Consider the following 18,095-nt stretch of genomic DNA (forward strand, 5'->3'; position numbering starts at 1 on the left):
GCCCCGGATGCGTCCGGGGCCTTCGTCGTGCACGGCAGCGGGAACGGCATCCGGATCCTGCCAAAGTCGGCACCAGATCCTGTCACCATGGCTGCCACGCCGTCGACGGATGCCACAGCGTGGCGTGCAGCGAGCAGAGTGTCACTCATGCCCCCGTCAGTCGCAGTGCGCGCCGCCGTGTCCGCAGACCTCCCCGAGCTGATCGAGCTCATCCGCGAGCACGCAGAGTACGAACGCGCGGCACCGCCGCCGTCCGACCTGGTCGATGGGCTCTCGCGGCTGCTGTTCGGTCCGGTGCCGCGGCTGCACGCCTTCGTGGGCACGGAGGGCGACGACATGGTCGGCTACGCCACGGCGAGCCTCGAGGCCTCGACCTGGCAGGGTGCCGAGTTCCTGCACATGGACTGCCTGTTCCTGCGTCCGGGTGCCCGGGGAGCCGGGCTGGGCGGGCGGCTGGTCGACGCCCTGCGTGATCTGGCCGGCGAGCTCGGCGTCGGCGAGATGCGATGGCAGACCCCCGACTGGAACGAGGGCGCCATCCGCTTCTACGACCGCACCGGCGCCACTCGGAGCACCAAGCAGCGGTACACCCTGTTCATCTGACGACCCACCGACCGAGAGAAGACGACCATGATCACCATCCACCTGCGCTACGAGATCGACCCTGACAAGCTCGACGACTTCACCGCGTACGGCCGCGCCTGGATTCGTCTGGTCGAGAAGCTCGGCGGTGACCACCACGGCTACTTCATGCCGAGCGAGGGTGACAGCGATGAGGCCTTCGCGCTGTTCACCTTCCCGTCGCTGGCGGAGTACGAGGCCTACCGCACGGCGTCGAAGACCGATCCCGAGTGCCTTGAGGCCTTCCAGCTGGCACGGGACACGCAGTGCATCCGTCGCTACGAGCGCCGCTTCCTCACGCCGGTCTTCGAGTGACGGATGCCGAGGTGGATGTCTCCACCTCGGCGCGCGTAGAATCAGAACCAGGTGCTCTCGCGGACTTCCTTCATGGCCGATTTCCGGTTCGGCTTGTCGAGCCTGTCGAGATAGAGCAGGCCGTCGAGGTGATCGGTCTCGTGCTGCAGCGCCTGCGCCATGAGGCCGGAGCCGCTGAGCTCGATGGGCCTGCCCTCGAGGTCGATGCCTGCGGCGCGAGCGAACGGGTAACGCATCGTCGGGTACCAGAGGCCGGGCACCGAGAGGCAGCCCTCGTCGACCGGCTCCGGCTCCCCTGACAGCTCGGTGAGCACCGGATTGATGATGTAGCCGACCTCGCCGTCGACGTTGTAGCTGAATGCGCGCAGGTTCACGCCGATCTGTGCGGCTGCAACGCCGGCGCGACCGGGGAGCTTGACGCTGTCGATGAGATCCTGCACGAGCGTGCGGATGCCATCGTCGATCGTGACGATCTCGCTCGAGACTGTCTTCAGGACGGGGTCGCCGAACAGGCGGATGGTGCGGTCGGTCATGGTCTTCTTCTGGGAGAGGCGGCGTCAGATGCCGCGGTCGACGGGCAGGCCCTCGACCACGAGGGCGGCGAGGACGCGGGCGGAGTGGCGGGTGAGGGGCTTGAGGTCCTTCCAGTGGATGACCGAGCCGGCGGCAAGCACAGGGTCGTACGGAATGCGCACGATCTCGCGCACCCGGGACTGGAAGTGGGTCTCGATCTCCTCGAGCTTGACCAGGTTGGTGCCCTGAGTGGCCGTGTTGAGGGCGACGATGGCGTTGCGCACGAGGTCTCCGTAGCCGTTGGCCTCGAGCCAGGTGAGGGTCTCGGAGGCAAGGCGCGCCTCGTCGACGCTGCCGCCGGACACGATGACGATGGAGTCGGCTCGCTGCAGGGTGGCCCGCATGACCGAGTGGACGATGCCCGTTCCGCAGTCCGTCAGCACCATCGAGTAGAAGCGTGCGGAGAGATCCGCGACGACGTTGTAGTCGTCGGCGTCGAAGGCCTCGCTCAGCATCGGGTCGGTGTCGGAGGCGAGGATGTCGAGGCGGGTCTCGTCGCGCGAGACGAGCGCTGAGAAGTCGGTGAATCCGCCGATCGACGGTGCCTTGTTCACGACGTCGCGCACGGTCGAGCGGGTCTGGCGCGTGATGCGCTCGGAGAGCGTTCCCCTGTCGGGGTTCGCGTCGATGGCGATGGTGCGGTCCTCACGGGCGTCGGCCAGGGCCATGCCGAGCAGCGCGGTGACAGTGGTCTTGCCGACGCCGCCCTTGCGGGTGAGCACAGGCACGAACCGGGTTCCCCCGGAGAACTGACGCTGGATGCGGGCGTCGAGCTCCTTGCGAGCGAGCACCCGGGGCGAGTCGCCGCGGTTCACTGTGTGGAAGGTCGCGGAGTAGAGGAAGCGGTTCCAGCCGCCCTCGGGCGCCGGGCGCGTACGCCGGTTCGGCTCGATGAGGCGGTCGGCCGTGAGCATGCTGGGCGACTCGGGGCCTTGGCCGCTGTAGCTCGCGGCGGCGTCCTCGTCGCGGTCGATCGGCTCGAGCTGCGAGCGGTGGTGACCGGATGCCCGCACAGGGGGCTGCACCATGATCGGCACGGAGTGAGTCGAGTTCTCCGCCACGACGCCGGGGTTGACGGCACGCTCGGAGATGGCGACGGCGACCTCGTCGTCGGGGGCTTCCGGGCGGGGCGCCGGCGGAAGGTCGACCTGGATGCTCAGGCTCTCGGGCAGAGCGGAGGCGAGGTCGTCGCCTGCACGCGGCGCGAGCTCGCTGTTGTACTCGTCTCCGGCACCGCGAGCACGGCGTGCGCGCAGGTCGAGTCCGTCGTCACTGGGTGGCACTGGTGCCTCTTTCTTCGGGGGGACAGCGTTCGAGCCTAGCGCGGCACGACCACGACGAGGAGATCGCCCGCGTCCACCTGCTGCGTACGGGGAATGGCGACCCGCTCGATCACACCCGCGACGGGGGTCGTGATGGCCGCCTCCATCTTCATGGCCTCGATGGATGCGACGGCCTGACCGGCCTGCACCTCGGCACCGACCTCGACCTGCAATGTCACGACGCCGGAGAACGGAGCCGCTACCTGCCCTGGCTGACTGGCGTCGGCCTTCTCGGCCGCCTTGCTCTCGACGGCGATGCTCCGGTCGCGCACGAAGACCGGCCGCAGCTGGCCGTTGAGCGTGGTCATGACAGTGCGCATGCCCTTGTCATCGGCCTCTCCGATGGCCTCGAGTCCGGCGTAGAGTCGCACGCCCTTGGCGATCTCGACCACGTGCTCTGCGCCCTGGCGCATGCCGTAGAGGTAGTCGGGGGTGTCGACGACGGAGAGGTCGCCGAACAGCTCCCGGATCTGCTCGTACTGGCGGGTCGGGGCAGGGAACAGCAGCGCGTTCAGCGCAGCGCGCCGCGTCGTGCTGTCACCGGCGAGGGCTGCACGCTCCTCGTCGGTCAGCTCGGTAACTCCGATGCGCACGGTGCGGCCCTCGAGGACCTTGGTGCGGAAGGGCTCCGGCCATCCGCCGGGCAACTCGCCCAGCTCGCCGGCCATGAAGCCCACGACGGAGTCGGGAACGTCGTATTTCTGCGGGTTGGCCTCGAAGTCGGCCGGGTCGGCCTTGACGGCGGCGAGGTGCAAAGCGAGGTCGCCGACGACCTTCGACGACGGCGTGACCTTCGGCACGCGCCCGAGGATCTTGTTCGCCGCGGCGTACATGTCCTCCACCAGCTCGAAGTCGTTGGCGAGGCCGAGGGCGATGGCCTGCTGGCGCAGGTTGGACAGCTGGCCGCCCGGGATCTCGTGGTGGTACACACGCCCTGTCGGGCCTGGAAGGCCTGACTCGAACGGACGGTAGACCTGGCGCACGGCCTCCCAGTAGGGCTCGAGGTCTGACACGTTCTGCAGGGAGAGGCCCGTGTCGCGCTCGGTGTGGGCGAGGGCGGCGACCAGCGATGATGCCGACGGCTGGCTGGTGGTGCCCGCCATGGGTGCCGACGCCACGTCGACGGCGTCCACTCCGGCGGCGGATGCCGCGAGCAGGGTCGCGAGCTGGCCGCCCGGAGTGTCGTGCGTGTGCAGGTGCACCGGCAGGTCGAAGCGTTCACGGAACGCCGTGACGAGCTTCGCTGCGGCAGCGGGCCGCAGGAGCCCTGCCATGTCCTTGATCGCGAGGATGTGCGCGCCGGACTCGACGATCTGGTCGGCGAGACGCAGGTAGTAGTCGAGCGTGTACAGGTCTTCGGCCGGGTCGAGCAGGTCGCCGGTGTAGCAGACGGCCACCTCGGCCACGGCGCTGCCCTGTGCGAGCACGGCATCGATGGCCGGGCGCATCTGGTCGACGTCGTTCAGCGCGTCGAAGATGCGGAAGATGTCGACGCCGGTCGAGGCGGCCTCGGCCACGAACGCCTCGGTGACACTGGTCGGGTACGGCGTGTAGCCGACGGTGTTCCGTCCGCGCAGCAGCATCTGCAGGTTGATGTTCGGCAGCGATTCGCGCAGGGTCGCGAGGCGCTCCCACGGGTCCTCGCCGAGGAAGCGGAGCGCGACGTCGTAGGTGGCGCCTCCCCATGCCTCGACCGAGAGCAGTTCGGGAGTCAACCTGGCGACGTAGGGCGCGACGGCGGTGAGGTCGCGGGTGCGCACGCGGGTGGCCAGCAGGGACTGGTGGGCGTCGCGGAACGTGGTGTCGGTGACCGCGAGCGGGGTCTGGGCACGGAGTGCGGCCGCGAAGCCCTGCGGACCGAGCTCGAGGAGTCTCTGGCGCGACCCTGCCGGGGCCGCCTGCGACAGGTCGAGCTGCGGCAGCTTGTCCGTCGGCGTGATGGTGGTCGGACGCGGTCCGTTCGGCTGGTTGACGGTGACGTCGGCCAGCCAGTTGAGGATCTTCGTGCCGCGGTCCTTCGAGACCCGGCCGCGCAGGAGTTCCGGGCGCTCCTCGATGAAGGAGGTGCTCAGGTCGCCGGCGATGAACGACGGGTCGTCGAGCACGCCCTGCAGGAAGGAGATGTTGGTGGAGACGCCACGGATGCGGAACTCGGCCAGCGCGCGACGCGCGCGCGCGACGGCAGCCGGGAAGTCGCGGCCGCGGGCCGTCATCTTCGCGAGCATCGAGTCGAAGTGCGGGCTGATGTTGGCGCCCGGGTTGATGGTTCCACCGTCGAGGCGGATGCCCGCACCACCCGGAGAGCGGTACGTCGTGATCTTGCCGGTGTCCGGCCGGAAGCCCGCCGTCGGGTCCTCCGTCGTGATGCGGCACTGCAGTGCGGCCCCACGCAGCTTGATGTTCTCCTGCTGCAGACCGAGGTCGGCGAGGCTCTCCCCCGCTGCGATGCGGATCTGCGACTGCACGAGGTCCACATCCGTCACCTCCTCGGTCACCGTGTGCTCGACCTGGATGCGCGGGTTCATCTCGATGAAGACGTGCTGGCCGGCCCTCTCGCCGGCGGTGTCGAGGAGGAACTCGACGGTGCCGGCATTCACGTAGCCGATGGACTTCGCGAAGGCGATGGCGTCGCGGTAGAGCGCCTGGCGGGTCTCCTCGGGGAGGTTCGGAGCCGGGGCGATCTCGATGACCTTCTGGTGGCGGCGCTGCACGGAGCAGTCGCGCTCGAACAGGTGGACCGTCTCGCCGTTCGCGTCGGCGAGCACCTGCACCTCGATGTGGCGGGGGCGGAGCACGGCCTGTTCGAGGAACATGGTCGGGTCGCCGAAGGCGCTGTCGGCTTCGCGCATGGCCTCCTCGAGGGCGGCGCGCAGCCTGTCCTGGCTCGCGACCCGACGCATGCCGCGTCCGCCGCCGCCAGCGACGGCCTTCGCGAAGATCGGGAAGCCGATCTCCTCGGCCTGCGACAGCAGCAGCTCGACGTCTTTCGACGGGGGCGTGGACTTGAGCACCGGGACCCCGGCGGCGATGGCGTGCTCCTTCGCCGTGACCTTGTTGCCTGCCATCTCGAGCACGTGCATCCCCGGGCCGATGAAGGTGATTCCCGCGGCGGCGGCGGCCTCGGCCAGTTCGGGGTTCTCCGAGAGGAAGCCGTACCCCGGGTAGATGGCGTCGGCTCCGGACTCCTGCGCGACCCTGATGATCTCCGCGACGTCGAGATAGGCACGCACCGGATGCCCCGGCTCGCCGATCTGGTAGGCCTCGTCGGCCTTCAGGCGATGCAGGGAGTTGCGGTCCTCGAACGGGAACACTGCCACGGTCCTCGCGCCCAGCTCGTAGGCGGCACGGAAGGCGCGGATGGCGATTTCACCGCGGTTGGCAACGAGGATCTTCTGGAACATACAGGCCTTTCGTGAGGCGCGCGGTTCGGGTCTGACGGTTAGGTTCTCCCAGACTAGTGAAGGTAACGTATCTACTTGTGCACGTACTCTCCGTCAGCTCCCTCAAGGGTGGCGTCGGCAAGACGACGGTGACGCTCGGACTCGCTTCAGCGGCGTTCGCCCGCGGCATCCGTACCCTTGTCGTCGACCTAGACCCGCAGTCCGATGTGTCGACCGGTATGGCCGTCAGCGTCGCCGGTCACCTCAACGTGGCCGACGTGCTCGCCAGCCCGAAGGAGAAGATCGTGCGTTCTGCGATCGCTCCGAGCGGGTGGACGCGAGGTCGCCCCGGCTCCAAGCTCGATGTGATGATCGGCAGCCCGTCCGCCATCAACTTCGACGGTCCGCATCCGCACGAACGCGACATCTGGAAGCTCGAGGACGCCCTCGAGACCATCGAGAAGGAATACGAGCTGGTGCTCGTGGACTGTGCGCCGACCCTCAACGCCCTCACGCGCACGGCCTGGGCCGCCAGTGACCGCGTCGCCGTGGTGACCGAGCCCGGGCTCTTCTCCGTGGCCGCCGCGGACCGTGCCCTCCGCGCGATCGAGGAGATCCGGCGCGGGATGTCGTCGCGTCTGCAGCCCCTCGGCATCATCGTGAACCGCACCCGCGTGGCGTCGCTGGAACACCAGTACCGCATCAAGGAACTGCGCGACATGTTCGGCCCGCTCGTGCTCTCCCCGCAGCTTCCCGAGCGCACCTCGCTGCAGCAGGCGCAGGGCGCCGGCCAGCCGTTGCACGCGTGGCCGGGCGACAGCGCCCAGGAGATGGCGCGCTACTTCGACCAGCTGCTCGACAGGGTGCTGCGCACCGCGCGCATCGGAGAGTACGCACACCTCGCGGCTCCGCAGCCCGTCGAGCGTCCGGCGATCGATCGCTCGGAGCAGTCGGCGGGCTGAGGCCTGCGCTCGCTGAGGCCCGGACGAAGTCCGCGGTCGAAGCGCGCTCAACGCGCTGTCCGCTCCGACGCGCTTCGGGCGGTCGCTGCGCTCGGCCCTCAGCGAGCAGCTGGCGAGCGGGCACGCAATCGCTCGCAGAGGCCTGGACGCAGTCCGCGGCCGAAGCGCACGAGCGCCGCTAGGAGATCTTGCGGGTCTGACGACGAGCGGCGAGCTCGTCCAGGGTGTCGACGGGGTGCGAGTCGATCTCGACGAGGGTGGACTCCACCTCGCGCAGCACCTTGCCGACGGCGATGCCGAAGACGCCCTGCCCGCGGCTGACGAGGTCGATGACCTCGTCGTTCGACGTGCACAGGTAGACGCTGGCTCCGTCGCTCATGAGAGTCGTCTGGGCCAGGTCGTTGATTCCAGCCTCGCGCAGCTGGTTGACGGCGACGCGGATCTGCTGGAGTGAGATGCCGGTGTCGAGAAGTCGCTTGACGAGCTTGAGCACGAGGATGTCGCGGAAGCCGTAGAGGCGCTGCGATCCGGAACCCGCTGCACCGCGGACGGTGGGCTCGACGAGCTCGGTGCGGGCCCAGTAGTCGAGCTGGCGGTAGCTGATCCCCGCGGCGCGCGCGGCGACGGCACCGCGGTAGCCGGAGTTGGCGTCCATCTCGGGGAGACCGTCGGTGAACAGCAGCTGCAGATCGTAACGATCTGCGTCACTCCGACTGAGTTCACTCATGGATTTCGCCTCTTCCGACAGATTGCGCACTGTCCGTGCGCCGCTTCACTCACGGTACTCAGGTCAGTGCCGTGCGGCAACGACATCGGCACCGCGTGTCGAGGAAGTCACGGATTGGTCACGCGCTGAAGGGCGGCGCGCAGCAGTGTCGATCGTACGACCTCCAGCTGTGAGGCGATCTCTAGTGCCAGTTCTGCGCCCTTCGCCCGGCTGGAGGCGTCGTTGCGCCGCACGATCGGCGTCATCGCCGTCTCGATGAGCGATGACTCCCGCTCGGCTGCTGCACGGAAGCCGCGGAGGTGCCGTGGCTCGATCCCGGCCTTGCGCAGCTCCGCGAGGGCGCGCAGCACGCTCACGGTCTCCTCGCTGTACACGTCGGCCGGAACCACGAGCGATGCCGAGACGGCATCCGCCAGCAGCTGCGGGGATGCCTCGGATTCGCGGAGCAACTCGTCGCGATTGAAGCGGCGCGCCGACGAGAGCATCGACGGGCCGGGCGCAGCAGTGCCGGGGAGCGTGGGCACGTGGCCGGCGTCGAGCTGCTCGAGGTAGCCGCGGATGACCTTGAGCGGCAGGTAGTGGTCGCGCTGCATGCCGAGGATGAGCTGGATGCGCTCGACGTCGGCTGCACAGAACTTACGGTATCCCGACTCGGTGCGAGCGGGCGAGATGAGCCCCTGCTCCTCGAGGAAGCGCAGCTTCGACGGGGTCAGCTCCGGATGCTCAGGCGTGAGACGCGCGAGGACCTGGCCGATGCTGAGGAGGGATGGGGCGGCGGATGCCCGCGCGTGGGCGCTGGCGCCCGCCATCATGCTCCTGCGAGGTCGGGCCTCGACGAGTAGAACGTGAGGCGGAACTTGCCCACCTGCACCTCGGCACCGTCGGCCAGGAGGGCCGTCTCGATGCGCACTCCGTCGAAGTAGGTGCCATTGAGGGACCCGAGGTCCTTGACCTCGAACGCCGTACCGTGGCGCAGGAACTGCGCGTGGTGTCGCGACACCGTGACGTCGTCGAGGAAGATGTCGGCATCCGGATGCCGCCCCGTCGTCGTCACATCGGCATCGAGGAGGAACCGCGCACCGGCGTTCGGCCCCCGTCGAACCACGAGCAACGCTGATCCAGACGGCAGGGCCTGGATCGCCTCGTCTTCTTCGGCGGTCAGGTCGGGGTCGATCGAAAGCAGTGACGCCGCCTGCTCCTGAGTGAAGGACAGTGTGGTGTCCGTGCTCACCTGGTCGACCTCGTCGGCCTGTGCCCCGGCATTCCGGTCATCGGACTCTCCCACAGTGCACCTCCCTATTCCTCCAGCGTATCGGATCGTCGAGGGCTCGGAACCAGCGGCAGGCGAATGACACGCCCGGTTTCGATCGCATAGATGATTCCCGCCCACCAGTACAGGAAGACGCCCCAGAGCGTGATGGCCCATCCGATGGGCAGGGCGACGGCCGCCGTGACGGGGAATGCCGCGCCGAGCATGAGCACCGGAAGGCCCAGGAAGAGAGCGAAGGTGGCCACCTTGCCCAGCTGGTGCACCGGAAGCGGGCCGAATCCGTGGTTCGCCAGCACGATGCCGAGAGCCGCGAGGAAGACGTCGCGACCCACGATCGCGACGACCAGCCACCAGGGAACCAGTCCGCCGGCGGCCAGGCCGAGGATGGACGCGAAGAGGTACAGCCGATCGGCGGCCGGATCGAGGAGCTGCCCGAGGCGGGTGATCTGATTGAACCTGCGGGCGATGAAGCCGTCGAGGAAGTCGGTGAAGCTCGAGACCACGAGGATGACGAGGGCGGCGATGTAGTCGCCGATGATGAGATAGCCGAGGAAGAACGGCACCAGAACGAGCCGGAGCATGCTCAGCACGTTGGGAGCCGTCCAGATCCGGTTCGTCGGCTCGCTCGGCTCTGCCACGGATCGAGTCTATCGACGGCGTAACATGCGCAACATGCAGCCTCTCGTCGTGTGTCTCTGGATCTGCGCCGGCACCATCGTCGCCACCTGGCTCCTCTCGGTGCTCACCCGCGAGTACTCGTGGGTCGATCGCGTCTGGTCGCTCTCCCCCATCGTCTACGTGTGGGTCTTCGCCGCGGCATCCGGATTCGAGAATGCCCGGCTCGTGCTCATGGCCGTTCTCGTGACTCTCTGGGGCGCTCGACTCACCTTCAACTTCGCTCGGAAGGGCGGCTACGCCCGCGGCGGCGAGGACTACCGGTGGGCCGCACTGCGGGCACGGATGCCGAAGCCGGCGTTCCAGGTGTTCAACCTGCTCTTCATCGCGGGGTACCAGAACGCGCTCATCCTCGGGATGACCCTGTCGACCTTCACCGTGTACCAGGCCATGCCGACGCCGCTCGGCCTGGCCGACATCCTCGTGGCCGTGCTCTTCCTCCTGCTCCTCGCCGGTGAGACCATCGCCGACCAGCAGCAGTGGAACTTCCACCAGCAGAAGAAGGCCGAGATCGCCGGCGGTCGCACCCCGTCGACACGGTTCCTCCAGACGGGACTGTTCCGATACTCCCGGCACCCGAACTTCTTCTTCGAGCAGGCGCAGTGGTGGGCGCTCTACCTCTTCGCCGTTGTCGCGACAGGGAGCGTCCTGCACTGGAGCATCCTCGGCCCGCTCCTGTTGACCGCCCTGTTCATCGGCTCGACGGTGTTCACCGAGTCGCTGTCGAAGGCGCGGCATCCGGAGTACGCCGACTATCAGGCGACGACCTCGGCGATCGTGCCGTGGTTCCCGCGTCGGCGCACGACAGAGACTGCGGAGGCGCCGGCATCCTGAGCTCCGCGGCTAGGCGACCAGGAGGCCGCGGAGGGCAGGCCAGCTCGCCGCGAAGCCGGGGTGCAGCGGCAGTCCGGCGACCTCGTCGACGGGCACCCACGCCAGGGCGATGGACTCCGGGTCGCTGATGACGGGCTCGAACGGATGCACCACGCGGGCGACGACTGTCGTGTACGACCAGAACCCGAGGTCGAGCACGGAGGTGGTGACGACCTCGAGGTCGCTGCCGCTGACCCCCGCCTCCTCGTTCGCCTCGCGGATGGCTCCGGTGACGGCGTCCTCGTCGTCGTGGCGGGCTCCGCCGGGGAGACCCCACGTGTCGCCGAAGTGGCTCCAGCTGGCGCGGTGCTGCATGAGCACTCCGCGCTCGGGGTCCCAGGCCAGGAGCCCGGCCGCGCCGAACCGGCCCCAGAATCTGGATCCGTCAGGACCCTCGACCCAGGCGTCTCCGGATGCGGTGCTCATGCCTCCAGCATGCCCCACCCGACCTGAACGCTACGAAACGTGTCGTGAGCGGTCACGACGCGGAGGTCGCCTCGCCGGGGGCGTCGAGCGGGGCGTCGGTCGCCGGGTCTGTCGCAGCGTCGCCCTCGGTTCCCACCGGTTCCGGGTCGTGCACGAGAGCGACGGCATCGGCCATCGCGGTGAGGAAGCGCACGACGACGAGCTGCTCATCGGGCGCGAAGGCATCGGCCACGCCCATCATGCGGGCGTGCATGGCGGCGAGGGTTGCGCGAACCTCGTCGTGCGCGCCGGGCGTGGGATGCAGGATCTGCGCGCGGCGATCGTGTGGATGCGGGCGACGCTGGAGGTGCCCGGAGGCGACGAGCCTCTTGATCAGCTTGGTGGTGGCGGCGGTGGAGATGCCGAGGTGGTGGGCGAGGTCCGTCGGGCCGACCTCGTGCTCGCGCTTCTCCTCGGCGATGAGGAAACGGAGTGCGGCCAGGTCGGTCTCGTTCATGTCCATGTCGTCCTGGGTGCGCTGTCGCATCGACTTGTCAGCGCTGCGGAAGCGGCGAAGAGCCTCAAGCACCCCGATGGCGTCGTCTGCGCCGGCCGCCTGGGCGTCGTACCAGTACGGAGTCGGCAACTCGCGAGAATCCGCTTCTGTGGTCATGTCAGACATGGTAACGTCAGATTCGCTAACTCAGTTAGCTATTTCCTGAGAATGAACACCCGGGGGCGATCGTGACACTGACGGACACCGAGGCGCACGTCGACGATGAGATCGTCCTGCTCGACATGGACGGCACCCCTATCGGGACGGCGTCGAAGACCGCGGCCCACGGGCCGGACACTGCGCTGCACCTGGCCTTCTCCTGCTACGTGCTGAATGCCGACGGCCAGCTGCTCATCACCCGCAGGGCGCTGAGCAAGAAGACCTGGCCCGGCGTCTGGACCAATTCGTTCTGCGGCCACCCGCGACCGGCGGAACCCGTGCTGAACGCCGTGCATCGCCGCGCCGATTTCGAGCTCGGACTCGAGATATCCGAGGTCGCCCTCGCCCTCCCCCTGTTCCGCTACAGGGCGACGGACTCCCGCGGAACCGTCGAGAACGAGGTCTGCCCCGTCTATGTCGCGCGCACCGACGGCGATCCGGACCCCGATCCGCGTGAGGTAGCCGAATTCGTCTGGGTGGAGCCCGGTGCCGTCGCGCGAGCGGCCAGCCAGGCCCCGTGGGCGTTCAGCCCGTGGATGGTCATGCAACTCGAGCAGCTCGAGAAGTTCTCATGATCGATGTCGCGACCGCCAGCGTCGAGAGCGAGCTCGAACGCTACTTCGCCGCCTCCCGGTTGCGAGCGGGTGACTACGGCCCCCACTACGTCGAACTGTGGGATCAGCTCGAGCAGGCCAGCGCCGGCGGGAAGAGGGCGCGCCCCGCCCTCGTCCTGGCAGCCCACAACGGCCTCGGCGGCACCGACCCGGCCGCTGCGACCCAGCTCGCCATAGCCTTCGAGCTGCTCCACACGGCCTTCATCATCCACGACGACGTGATCGACCGAGACCTCGTGCGCCGTGGTTCCACCAACGTCCTCGGCGCCTTCGCGGCCCGCGGAGCCGCCCTCGGCGCCGACGAGGAACAGGCGAAGACCTGGGGCGAGGCTGCAGCGCTGCTCGCCGGGGACCTCGCGCTCAGCCAGGCTCACCGCATCATCGCCCAGCTCGACATCGATCCCATCACCCGCGGGCGCATCCTCGACATCCTCGACAGGGCCGTCTTCGTCTCGGCCGCCGGAGAGCTGAACGACGTCACGAACACTGTCGCGCCCCACCTGCTCGGCATCCCCGACGTGTTGGCGACCCTCGAGCAGAAGACGGCCGTGTACTCCTGCGAGGCACCGCTGCAGGCCGGTGCCGTACTGGCCGGAGCATCAGCGGCCGACATCGCCTGCCTGGGCCGGTTCGGCCGCCTCATCGGCATCGCCTTCCAGCTCACCGATGACATGCTCGGCGTGTTCGGCGACGAGTCGAAGACCGGCAAGAGCACCGTCGCCGACCTGCGCGAGGGCAAGATCACGACCCTCCTCGCCCACGCCCGCACCACGCCGGAGTGGCCGAGCATCGCCCCATTCATCGGCAAGGCCGATCTCGACCCGACCGAGGCCGCCTTCGTGCGCGAGACGCTGACCGGATGCGGCTCCGCCGCCCACACCGAGCAACTCGCCCGAGACCACGTCGCGCTCGCGAAGACGGAGCTGGCGGCATCCGACCTCCCCGGCGAACTGCGCGAGCTGCTCTCGACCTTCGCCGACAGGGCGGTGAACCGCATCCGATGAGCACGCAGCAGGGACCCCTCGAGCTCTACACCCGCGCCGCGTCGTCGAGCTCCGCCGTCGTGATCGGCCGCTACTCCACGTCGTTCGGGGCGGCGGCACGCCTGCTCGGCTCCGGAGTGCGCTCGCAGGTGCGCGACATCTACGCCCTCGTGCGGGTAGCCGACGAGATCGTCGATGGAGCCGCCGCCGCCGCCGGTCTGAGCATCGAGGAGCAACTGGCCCGCCTCGACGAGTTCGAGGCCGAGACCGATCGGGCCGTCGCGACGGGGTTCAGCACCAACCTGGTCGTGCACGCCTTCGCCGTCACGGCCCGCGCGACCGGGATCGGCCGCGACCTGACCGCTCCGTTCTTCGCCTCGATGCGCCGCGACCTCGACGACTCCCCCTTCGACGCCGCCGAGGTCGAGGTGTACATCCACGGATCCGCCGAGGTGGTCGGCCTCATGTGCCTGCGGGCGTTCCTGGCCGGACACCCCGTGCGCGATGACGAGCTACGCCTGCTCGAGGAGGGCGCCACGCACCTCGGCGCCGCGTTCCAGAAGGTCAATTTCCTGCGCGACCTGTCGGCCGACTGGACGAGCCTCGGCCGCAACTACTTCCCCGCCGTCGATCCCGCTCACATGACGGAGCGGGAGAAGAACGTCATCCTCGACGACATCGACGCCGACCTGGCCATCGCGGCGCGGGCGCTCACGCGACTCCCCCGATCGTCGCGCGGTGCCGTCGCTGCCGCGCACGGCCTGTTCCATCGGCTGTCGACGAAGCTGCGCGGCACCCCGGCATCCGAGCTCCTCAACTCTCGCATCCGGGTTCCCGATACCGAGAAGCTCACCATCGCGGTCAAGGCCGCCGTGACTGGAGGTGGACGGCCATGACCCACACGATCGTGATCGGCGGCGGGATCGCGGGACTCGCCACCGCCGCACTGCTGGCCCGCGACGGCAGGGAGGTGACGCTCCTCGAGGCTCGCAGCGAGCTGGGCGGCCGCGCCGGCTCGTGGGAGAAGGACGGCTTCACCTTCGACACCGGTCCGTCGTGGTACCTCATGCCCGAGGTCTTCGACCACTTCTTCAGGCTCCTCGGCACCTCGGCGGCGGAGCAACTGGACCTCACGCTGCTCGATCCCGGATACAGGGTGTTCTTCGAGGGCCACCCCGAGCCCGTCGACATCCGCGCCTCCCGCGAGGAGAACATCCGCACCTTCGAGCGGATCGAACCCGGAGCCGGTCGCGCGCTGGAGCGCTACCTCGAATCCGCCGAGTCGACCTACAGCGACGCCGTGGAGCGCTTCCTGTACACGAGCTTCCAGTCGTTCCGGCCGTTCCTCGACGGAGCTGTGCTGAAGCGCGGCGGCAGACTCGCACGCCTCCTGCTGCAGCCCCTCGACAAGTTCGTGGCCGGCTACGTGAAGGACACCAGGCTGCGGCAGATCCTCGGCTACCCCGCGGTGTTCCTCGGCTCATCGCCCGAGCGCACCCCGGCGATGTACCACCTCATGAGCCACATGGACCTGGCAGACGGCGTGCTCTACCCGCAGGGCGGATTCTCCCACCTCATCGACGTCATCGCCCGTCTCGCCCGCGAGCAGGGCGTCGAGATCGTCACCCAGGCGCGGGTGACATCCATCGACGCCGTCACATCGGTGGGGGCATCCGTCTCCGGGGTCACCTATGCGGATGCGGCGGGCCGGAGCATCACGCTGGCGGCCGACGAGGTCGTCTCGGCTGCCGACCTGCACCACACCGAGACCGAGCTCGTCGACGAGGCCGTGCGCACCTACCCCGAGCGCTGGTGGAACCGGCGCATGTCGGGACCGGGCGCCGTGCTGGTGATGCTCGGCGTGCGCGGCGATCTGCCCCAGCTCACCCATCACACCCTCTTCTTCACCTCGGACTGGCGCACGAACTTCGACCGCATCTTCGGCTCCAAGCCGCGCATCCCCGACCCGGCGTCGTTCTACGCCTGCATGCCGAGCGCGACCGACACCGGGGTGGCACCGGCCGGCGACAGCAACCTGTTCCTGCTCATCCCCGTGCCGGCCGACGTCGGCATCGGGCGCGGCGGCATCGACGGCGACGGCGACTTGCAGGTGGAGCAGGTGGCGGATGCCGCCATCGCGCGCCTCGCGGACTGGGCAGGGATCCCCGACCTCGCCGAGCGCATCGTGGTGCGGCGTACCGTCGGCCCCGGTGACTTCGCGGCCGACCTCAACTCGTGGATGGGAGGCGCGCTGGGGCCCGCACACACCCTGCGCCAGAGCGCATTCCTGCGCGGTCGCAACTCCTCCCGCCAGCTGGACGGTCTCTACTACGCCGGTGGCAGCACCATTCCGGGTATCGGCCTGCCCATGTGCCTCATCAGCGCCGAGATCGCCTTCAAGCGCATGAACGGCGACACCACGACGACGCCGCTGTCCGAGCCGATGCCCACCCCGGCGCCCGCGCCGGTGGAGAGTCGGTGACGTTCGCCTACCTCGGCGCGCTCCTGTTGAGCCTGGCGGGGATGGTCGTTCTCGACTGGCGGTACAGGCTGTTCTTCTGGCGTTCGCCTGTGCGCGCGGGCATAGTGCTGATCTCGGGCGTGGTGTTCTTCCTCATCTGGGACCTGGTCGGCATCGACCTGGGACTCTTCAGCCGCGGCGAGACCGCTTACATGACCGGCGTCCTGCTGGCTCCGGAACTCCCGCTCGAGGAGGCGTTCTTCCTCGCCTTCCTCTGCTACCTCACCATGAACCTCGTCGCCCTGTTCGACCTGATTCTCACTGCGAGACGGCGCGCATGAACTACCTGGCGCTGAACCTCATCGTGCTGGCCATCGTCGCCGTCGTCGCCGCATTCGCCCTGCGGCGTCGCCCGCGGCTCATCGCCCCCATCGCCCTGACCGTGGTCGTGCTGTTCGTGCTCACTGCGGTGTTCGACAACATCATGATCGCCGTGGGGCTCATGGTGTACTCCGACACCGGGCGCAGCGGCATCGACATCGGTCTCGCCCCGATCGAGGACTTCGCGTACCCTCTCGCCGGAGCCCTGCTGTTACCGTCGATCTGGGTACTGCTGAGCCGAGGGGAACGAGACGAGTGATGGCCACCGATCACACGGATGCCGCCCCGCGCGCAGGCGTCCTGCGTCAGGTCGTGCTGTCGTCGCGGCCCCTGAGCTGGATCAACACGGCCTACCCCTTCGCCGCGGCCTACGTGCTCACCACGGGCCGGGTCGACGCGTTGTTCGTCGTGGGAACGCTGTTCTTCCTGATCCCGTACAACCTGCTCATGTACGGCGTCAACGACGTCTTCGACTACGAGTCCGACCTGCGCAACCCGCGAAAGGGCGGCGTGGAGGGCGCCCTCCTCGATCCGCGGGTGCATCGCGCCGTGATCGGCTGGGGCGTCGGACTCAGCGCCGTCTTCGTGGTCGCGATGCTCGTGCTCGGCGGCACCGGGGAGCCGTGGTCGTGGGTGGTCCTCGCGATCAGCCTGTTCGCCGTTCTCGCCTACTCGGTCCCCGGACTGCGCTTCAAGGAGCGTCCGTTCCTCGATTCCGCCACCTCGAGCACGCACTTCGTCAGCCCGGCCGTCTACGCGCTGACCGTCGCAGGAGCGACGTTCACCCCGCAGCTGCTCGCCATCCTCGTGGCCTTCTTCCTCTGGGGAATGGCCAGCCACGCCTTCGGTGCCGTGCAGGATGTGGTTCCCGACCGCGAGGGCGGCATCGCGTCCATCGCCACCTGGTTCGGCGCTGCCCGCACCGTGCGCCTCGCCGTGGTGTTCTGGGCTCTCGGCGGTCTGCTCATGCTGGCGACGGAGTGGCCAGGGCCGCTCGCGTCCCTGCTCGTCCTGCCGTACATCGTGTCGGCGGCGCCGTTCTGGTCGGTGACGGATGCCGGCTCCGCTGCAGCGAATCGCGGCTGGCGGCACTTCCTGGCCATCAACTTCGTCGTCGGGTTCCTCGTGACCATGCTGCTCATCTGGTGGAGCTTCATCCGCGGTTAGTCTGGTGCCATGGATGCCGTGACGTCAGCACGCGTGGACGCGTGGCTGTGGGCTGTGCGCCAGTTCAAGACGCGCTCACTCGCCACTGCCGCATGCCGTGCGGGGCATGTACGGGTGAACGGCGAACGGGTGAAGGCCGCTCAGTCGGTGCGCATCGGCGACGAGGTGCGCGTGCGGGCCAACGGATTCGACCGCATCATGGTCGTGCAGCGCATCATCGTGAAGCGCGTTGGTGCCGAGGTCGCTGCCGCCGCGATGATCGACAAGACTCCCCCGCCACCGCCGCGCGAGGCCGTGGCATCGGTTCCCGTGCGTGATCGCGGGGCCGGTCGCCCCACAAAGCGCGAGCGCCGTGACCTCGAGGAGCTGCGCGGCCACTGAGCCGGCGTCAGTCGCGTGGAGCCGGATCGGCTCCGGTCGCGAGCCCGGCCAGGCTGGCCACCAGCCCCGCGGCGACGTCATCGCCGACCTCGGTCGCCTCGACGTTGGCCGCCTCGACGGCTCGCACGACCTCGTCGCGCTGGATGCGCATGCTGCCGGGGGCATCGATGCCGATGCGCACACTGTCTCCGCGCACGTCGAGGACTGTCACGACGATGTCGTCTCCGATGAGGATGCGCTCACCGATCTTGCGCGTCAGGACCAGCATTC

The 18,095-nt window shown here is 68.7% G+C and carries 22 protein-coding genes; 12 read left to right on the forward strand and 10 right to left on the reverse strand.

The features are described from left to right. The first annotated feature begins 147 nt into the window (after positions 1-147). Positions 148-603, forward strand: coding sequence for a GNAT family N-acetyltransferase (locus AADV74_RS06430; RefSeq protein WP_342112635.1), 456 nt, complete (start codon positions 148-150; stop codon positions 601-603). A 27-nt stretch (positions 604-630) separates the two neighbouring features. Next, the gene (locus AADV74_RS06435; protein ID WP_342112636.1) at positions 631-936 is read left to right on the forward strand and encodes an NIPSNAP family protein; all 306 of its coding nucleotides are present in this window, start codon (positions 631-633) and stop codon (positions 934-936) included. Between the two features lie 41 nt (positions 937-977). On the opposite strand, the gene def is transcribed toward AADV74_RS06435, so the two are convergent. Genes def through AADV74_RS06450 form a run of 3 tightly spaced genes read right to left on the reverse strand, consistent with a single transcriptional unit; the run spans position 978 to position 6,232 of the window. After that, positions 978-1,469, reverse strand: coding sequence for a peptide deformylase (def, locus tag AADV74_RS06440; RefSeq protein ID WP_342112637.1), 492 nt, complete (start codon positions 1,467-1,469; stop codon positions 978-980). A 24-nt stretch (positions 1,470-1,493) separates the two neighbouring features. Next, a complete protein-coding gene (locus AADV74_RS06445) occupies positions 1,494-2,792 on the reverse strand; it encodes a MinD/ParA family ATP-binding protein (protein ID WP_342112638.1) in 1,299 nt (432 codons plus the stop codon). Between the two features lie 35 nt (positions 2,793-2,827). After that, entirely contained in the window at positions 2,828-6,232 is a 3,405-nt protein-coding gene (locus tag AADV74_RS06450) for a pyruvate carboxylase (protein WP_342112639.1), read from the reverse strand. A gap of 77 nt (positions 6,233-6,309) precedes the next feature. On the opposite strand from AADV74_RS06450, the gene AADV74_RS06455 reads away from it, so the two are divergent. Further along, positions 6,310-7,173 carry a ParA family protein gene (locus AADV74_RS06455; protein WP_055817993.1) on the forward strand — a complete coding sequence of 288 codons (864 nt, stop codon included), beginning with the start codon at positions 6,310-6,312 and terminating at the stop codon, positions 7,171-7,173. 178 nt (positions 7,174-7,351) lie between these two features. Here AADV74_RS06455 and AADV74_RS06460 read toward each other — a convergent pair whose 3' ends face one another. The 4 genes from AADV74_RS06460 to AADV74_RS06475 form a co-directional block, all read right to left on the reverse strand. Next, positions 7,352-7,900 (reverse strand): MerR family transcriptional regulator, encoded by a 549-nt coding sequence (locus AADV74_RS06460; RefSeq protein ID WP_342112640.1) that lies wholly within the window; start codon positions 7,898-7,900, stop codon positions 7,352-7,354. A gap of 107 nt (positions 7,901-8,007) precedes the next feature. Then, positions 8,008-8,709, reverse strand: coding sequence for a transcriptional regulator FtsR (gene ftsR, locus AADV74_RS06465; RefSeq protein WP_342112641.1), 702 nt, complete (start codon positions 8,707-8,709; stop codon positions 8,008-8,010). Continuing rightward, positions 8,709-9,185: an FHA domain-containing protein gene (locus AADV74_RS06470; protein ID WP_425287256.1), complete on the reverse strand. Its 477-nt coding sequence runs from the start codon at positions 9,183-9,185 to the stop codon at positions 8,709-8,711. Before AADV74_RS06470 ends, ftsR begins: the two co-directional genes overlap by 1 nt. Positions 9,186-9,196: 11 nt before the next feature. Next, complete coding sequence (locus tag AADV74_RS06475) at positions 9,197-9,808, reverse strand: CDP-alcohol phosphatidyltransferase family protein (protein ID WP_342112642.1); 612 nt, start codon at positions 9,806-9,808, stop codon at positions 9,197-9,199. Positions 9,809-9,842: 34 nt separating this feature from the next. Here AADV74_RS06475 and AADV74_RS06480 point away from each other — a divergent pair, with 34 nt between their 5' ends. Beyond that, positions 9,843-10,679, forward strand: coding sequence for a DUF1295 domain-containing protein (locus AADV74_RS06480; protein WP_342112643.1), 837 nt, complete (start codon positions 9,843-9,845; stop codon positions 10,677-10,679). A gap of 9 nt (positions 10,680-10,688) precedes the next feature. On the opposite strand, the gene AADV74_RS06485 is transcribed toward AADV74_RS06480, so the two are convergent. Together AADV74_RS06485 and AADV74_RS06490 are read right to left on the reverse strand one after the other, a co-directional pair. Beyond that, a complete protein-coding gene (locus AADV74_RS06485; RefSeq protein WP_342112644.1) occupies positions 10,689-11,144 on the reverse strand; it encodes an NUDIX hydrolase in 456 nt (151 codons plus the stop codon). A 52-nt stretch (positions 11,145-11,196) separates the two neighbouring features. Next, entirely contained in the window at positions 11,197-11,796 is a 600-nt protein-coding gene (locus AADV74_RS06490; RefSeq protein WP_342112645.1) for a MarR family winged helix-turn-helix transcriptional regulator, read from the reverse strand. A 77-nt stretch (positions 11,797-11,873) separates the two neighbouring features. Here AADV74_RS06490 and idi point away from each other — a divergent pair, with 77 nt between their 5' ends. Genes idi through AADV74_RS06530 form a run of 8 tightly spaced genes read left to right on the forward strand, consistent with a single transcriptional unit; the run spans position 11,874 to position 17,825 of the window. Continuing rightward, a complete protein-coding gene (idi, locus tag AADV74_RS06495) occupies positions 11,874-12,413 on the forward strand; it encodes an isopentenyl-diphosphate Delta-isomerase (protein ID WP_425287276.1) in 540 nt (179 codons plus the stop codon). Next, a complete protein-coding gene (locus tag AADV74_RS06500; RefSeq protein ID WP_342112647.1) occupies positions 12,410-13,456 on the forward strand; it encodes a polyprenyl synthetase family protein in 1,047 nt (348 codons plus the stop codon). Before idi ends, AADV74_RS06500 begins: the two co-directional genes overlap by 4 nt. Continuing rightward, entirely contained in the window at positions 13,453-14,331 is an 879-nt protein-coding gene (locus AADV74_RS06505) for a phytoene/squalene synthase family protein (protein WP_342112648.1), read from the forward strand. The genes AADV74_RS06500 and AADV74_RS06505 overlap by 4 nt, the downstream gene beginning before the upstream one ends. Beyond that, on the forward strand, positions 14,328-15,917 hold the full coding sequence (crtI, locus tag AADV74_RS06510) for a phytoene desaturase family protein (protein ID WP_342112649.1): 1,590 nt from the start codon (positions 14,328-14,330) through the stop codon (positions 15,915-15,917). Before AADV74_RS06505 ends, crtI begins: the two co-directional genes overlap by 4 nt. Then, on the forward strand, positions 15,914-16,237 hold the full coding sequence (locus AADV74_RS06515) for a lycopene cyclase domain-containing protein (protein ID WP_342112650.1): 324 nt from the start codon (positions 15,914-15,916) through the stop codon (positions 16,235-16,237). The genes crtI and AADV74_RS06515 overlap by 4 nt, the downstream gene beginning before the upstream one ends. Then, positions 16,234-16,536, forward strand: coding sequence for a lycopene cyclase domain-containing protein (locus tag AADV74_RS06520; RefSeq protein WP_342112651.1), 303 nt, complete (start codon positions 16,234-16,236; stop codon positions 16,534-16,536). Before AADV74_RS06515 ends, AADV74_RS06520 begins: the two co-directional genes overlap by 4 nt. Further along, on the forward strand, positions 16,536-17,444 hold the full coding sequence (locus AADV74_RS06525) for a prenyltransferase (protein ID WP_342112652.1): 909 nt from the start codon (positions 16,536-16,538) through the stop codon (positions 17,442-17,444). The genes AADV74_RS06520 and AADV74_RS06525 overlap by 1 nt, the downstream gene beginning before the upstream one ends. A 9-nt stretch (positions 17,445-17,453) precedes the next feature. Further along, positions 17,454-17,825: an RNA-binding S4 domain-containing protein gene (locus AADV74_RS06530; RefSeq protein WP_342112653.1), complete on the forward strand. Its 372-nt coding sequence runs from the start codon at positions 17,454-17,456 to the stop codon at positions 17,823-17,825. Between the two features lie 7 nt (positions 17,826-17,832). On the opposite strand, the gene csrA is transcribed toward AADV74_RS06530, so the two are convergent. Then, a complete protein-coding gene (csrA, locus tag AADV74_RS06535) occupies positions 17,833-18,093 on the reverse strand; it encodes a carbon storage regulator CsrA (protein ID WP_342112654.1) in 261 nt (86 codons plus the stop codon). Positions 18,094-18,095: the final 2 nt, after the last annotated feature.

The organism is Leifsonia stereocauli (assembly GCF_038432415.1).
In the GTDB taxonomy this organism is placed as follows: Bacteria; Actinomycetota; Actinomycetes; order Actinomycetales; family Microbacteriaceae; genus Orlajensenia; species Orlajensenia stereocauli.

Coding starts and splice junctions, on each gene's coding strand:
- AADV74_RS06430 (WP_342112635.1), top strand. CDS start 148: ATGCCCCCGTCAGTCGCAGTGCGCGCCGCCGTGTCCGCAGACCTCCCC.
- AADV74_RS06435 (WP_342112636.1), top strand. CDS start 631: ATGATCACCATCCACCTGCGCTACGAGATCGACCCTGACAAGCTCGAC.
- def (WP_342112637.1), bottom strand. CDS start 1,469: ATGACCGACCGCACCATCCGCCTGTTCGGCGACCCCGTCCTGAAGACA.
- AADV74_RS06450 (WP_342112639.1), bottom strand. CDS start 6,232: ATGTTCCAGAAGATCCTCGTTGCCAACCGCGGTGAAATCGCCATCCGC.
- AADV74_RS06460 (WP_342112640.1), bottom strand. CDS start 7,900: ATGAGTGAACTCAGTCGGAGTGACGCAGATCGTTACGATCTGCAGCTG.
- ftsR (WP_342112641.1), bottom strand. CDS start 8,709: ATGGCGGGCGCCAGCGCCCACGCGCGGGCATCCGCCGCCCCATCCCTC.
- AADV74_RS06480 (WP_342112643.1), top strand. CDS start 9,843: ATGCAGCCTCTCGTCGTGTGTCTCTGGATCTGCGCCGGCACCATCGTC.
- AADV74_RS06485 (WP_342112644.1), bottom strand. CDS start 11,144: ATGAGCACCGCATCCGGAGACGCCTGGGTCGAGGGTCCTGACGGATCC.
- AADV74_RS06490 (WP_342112645.1), bottom strand. CDS start 11,796: ATGACCACAGAAGCGGATTCTCGCGAGTTGCCGACTCCGTACTGGTAC.
- AADV74_RS06500 (WP_342112647.1), top strand. CDS start 12,410: ATGATCGATGTCGCGACCGCCAGCGTCGAGAGCGAGCTCGAACGCTAC.
- AADV74_RS06505 (WP_342112648.1), top strand. CDS start 13,453: ATGAGCACGCAGCAGGGACCCCTCGAGCTCTACACCCGCGCCGCGTCG.
- crtI (WP_342112649.1), top strand. CDS start 14,328: ATGACCCACACGATCGTGATCGGCGGCGGGATCGCGGGACTCGCCACC.
- AADV74_RS06520 (WP_342112651.1), top strand. CDS start 16,234: ATGAACTACCTGGCGCTGAACCTCATCGTGCTGGCCATCGTCGCCGTC.
- AADV74_RS06525 (WP_342112652.1), top strand. CDS start 16,536: ATGGCCACCGATCACACGGATGCCGCCCCGCGCGCAGGCGTCCTGCGT.
- AADV74_RS06530 (WP_342112653.1), top strand. CDS start 17,454: ATGGATGCCGTGACGTCAGCACGCGTGGACGCGTGGCTGTGGGCTGTG.
- csrA (WP_342112654.1), bottom strand. CDS start 18,093: ATGCTGGTCCTGACGCGCAAGATCGGTGAGCGCATCCTCATCGGAGAC.